The following is a 2,438-nucleotide window of genomic DNA, read 5'->3' on the forward strand; positions in this document are numbered from 1 at the left end:
CGGGCGGGGAGGACCTGGCCCCGCTCGGCTTCACCGGATCCGGGGTGCCCGGGGCGGGGGCGGCGCTCCCGCCCCTCTCCGCAACTCCCGTCCGCGGTGGTGCCGTCGTGGCCCCGGCAGGCGGACGGGGCACGGCGGCACCGGACGCACCGGAAGGACTCCCGGCTGTCGGCACGGGCGCACCGGCCGGTGCGCCGGCCGGGGGCGAGGCCCCCGGCCGGAGGATCCGGCCGGGGGTGCCTTCGTACTGGACGGCAGCGGCCGTACCGCCCGCCAGGGCGGCGGCCGAGACCACCAGCGTCCACCACAGCGCGGCCCGGGAGGAGGGCCGCCCGCCCATCTCCCTCTGCTCCGGCTCCTCCTGATGGTCCGTCGGGAACGGCTGTACGGCGCGGACGAGGGCCGTGGGACGCCGGACGACGATGGTGGGTTCGCCCTCCTCCGGCGCCGGGCCGAACCACCCCGTTCCGCCCGATCGCCCGTCCTCCGCGTCGGCGGCCGGGGCGGGTCGGTCCCGCCGGGGCTGCTCGCCGCGGGGAACGAAGGCACTCCAGGACGGTGCGGGGTCTCTCACTGTTCTCCTCGGACTCCGGGGCGGGCTCTCCGTGCGGCCTGCCGCCGGTCCGCGCGCAGGTCTCCGAGGTACGAGTCGCGCACCCCCGGACCGTCCCGCGGGTTTACCGAAGCGTTACAAGCCGGCCCACGGCCGGCCCCGCCCCCGCCGACTCCGGTGCAGCCCCGGCACTGCAGCGGGGTCGGTCGAGTGCCGCACGTCACAAGGTGGTCTCGACACCGACGTGCTCTTGACGTGACTTCCGAAACAGAGGTGTCATATCCCCACTACGTTCAAGTCTGTTGGTTTCTGACGCATTGTGTTTGCTTTGCTGTTCACCGACAAACGTAGTCCCGACCAGCCACATTTCCTCCAGATCGTGGCCCGCCACCATCTCGGGCCCCACGTACCTGCGCCCCACCGCACCCGGCACCCTGCCGTCCACGGGTGCGGTCCCGAAGGAGCTCCCCATGTTCCGTACCACCAGCCGTACTGTCGCCGCAGCGGGACTGCTGCTCAGCCTCGGCCTGACGACCGCGTGTTCGACCGGCAAGGAAGCCGCCTCCGGCGGGGACGCCGCGGTCGCCACGGTCGACGGGAAGATCTCGATCACCTACCTGCAGAAGCAGGGTGACCAGGAGTACTTCGTCGGCGAGGCCGCCGGCGCCAAGGCGAAGGCGGCCGAGCTGGGCGTCGACCTCAAGGTGGTGAACCTGGGCAACGACGCCAACAAGACGATCAGCGAGGTCCAGGCGGCCGTCGCGCAGAAGACCAACGGCGTGATCATCGTGGTGCCGGACCCGGCGGTCGGCCCGCAGGTGGTCCAGGCCGCGAAGGACGCCAAGCTGGCGCTCCTGACCTCGGACGACCAGATCTGCACCAACGGCCCCGACCCGTCGGTGTGCGCCAAGGAGAACCTGGTCCCGCGGATCGGCTTCTCGGGTTCCCAGATGGGTGGTGAGGTCGGCAAGCGCGCGGCCGAGGAGTACAAGAAGGCCGGCTGGAACCCGGCCGAGACCCGCACCATCTCCGCGTGGAAGCAGGACGTCACGGTCTGCGGCGACCGGGTGAAGGGCGCCAAGGAGGCATTCGGCGCCGCCGCGCCCGGCGTCCAGAACATCGACGTGGCCACCGACAACACGCCGACCGGGGCCCAGGACAAGATCGCCGCGACGGTCACCGCCAACCCCGGGGTGAAGAACTGGGTCGTCTGGGGCTGCAACGACGAGAACGTGCAGGGCGGCGTCACCGCGCTGGAGAACGCCGGCATCGGGGCGGACCGGGTGATCGGCGTCGGCATCGGCGCCTACCTCGCCTGCAAGAACTGGGGCTCCGGCAAGCCGTCCGGCATGAAGGCCGCGCTGTTCATCAACGGCAAGGACGTCGGCGCCCTGGCCGTCCAGACCATGTACGACAAGCTCAAGGACGGCAAGGAGTTCCCGAAGGAGGCGTTCGCGCCCACCACCATGGTCGACGCGGCCACCTGGAAGTCCGCCGGCGTCACCTGCGGCTGACACCTGCCCCCAGACCGGTCGTCGTACCCGCGCCGCGCCGACCCGGCCCGCCTCCGGCCCCCTCAGCTGCCCTGACCAGGGGCCGGAGGCGATCGGCCGCAACTCCCCGCGGCCCCGACCGGCTCCACCCACTCCCCGACAGACCTCCCGAGGACCTTCCATGAGCAAAGCCCACGACCCGACGCCCGGCCCGCGCCCACCGACCGACCCGCGCCCACCGACCGGCCCGGGCGCGACAGGATTCGCCGGCGTGCACCAGGTGACCAAGCGGTTCGGCGCGGTGCAGGCACTCGGCGGAGTCACCCTCGACTTCCCGGCCGGTCAGGTCACCGCCCTCATGGGGGAGAACGGCGCCGGCAAGTCCACCCTGC

Annotated in this window: 2 protein-coding genes and 1 pseudogene; all 3 read left to right on the plus strand. The window is 72.4% G+C overall.

The features are described from left to right. A pseudogene (locus VR45_RS49790) lies at positions 1-365 on the plus strand (hypothetical protein); the annotation flags it as partial. 658 nt (positions 366-1,023) lie between these two features. Continuing rightward, positions 1,024-2,067 (plus strand): substrate-binding domain-containing protein, encoded by a 1,044-nt coding sequence (locus VR45_RS40140; protein ID WP_107084410.1) that lies wholly within the window; start codon positions 1,024-1,026, stop codon positions 2,065-2,067. A 160-nt stretch (positions 2,068-2,227) separates the two neighbouring features. Next, positions 2,228-2,438, plus strand: a 211-nt coding sequence (locus tag VR45_RS50390) for an ATP-binding cassette domain-containing protein (RefSeq protein WP_159394547.1), incomplete at its 3' end; no start/stop codon positions are given.

The sequence above is a fragment of the Streptomyces sp. NRRL S-495 genome, assembly GCF_000966955.1.
Lineage (GTDB): Bacteria > Actinomycetota > Actinomycetes > Streptomycetales > Streptomycetaceae > Kitasatospora > Kitasatospora purpeofusca.

What these genes read in the sequence shown, in the direction of transcription:
- VR45_RS40140 (WP_107084410.1), top strand. Translation starts at nt 1,024, where the DNA reads ATGTTCCGTACCACCAGCCGTACTGTCGCCGCAGCGGGACTGCTGCTC.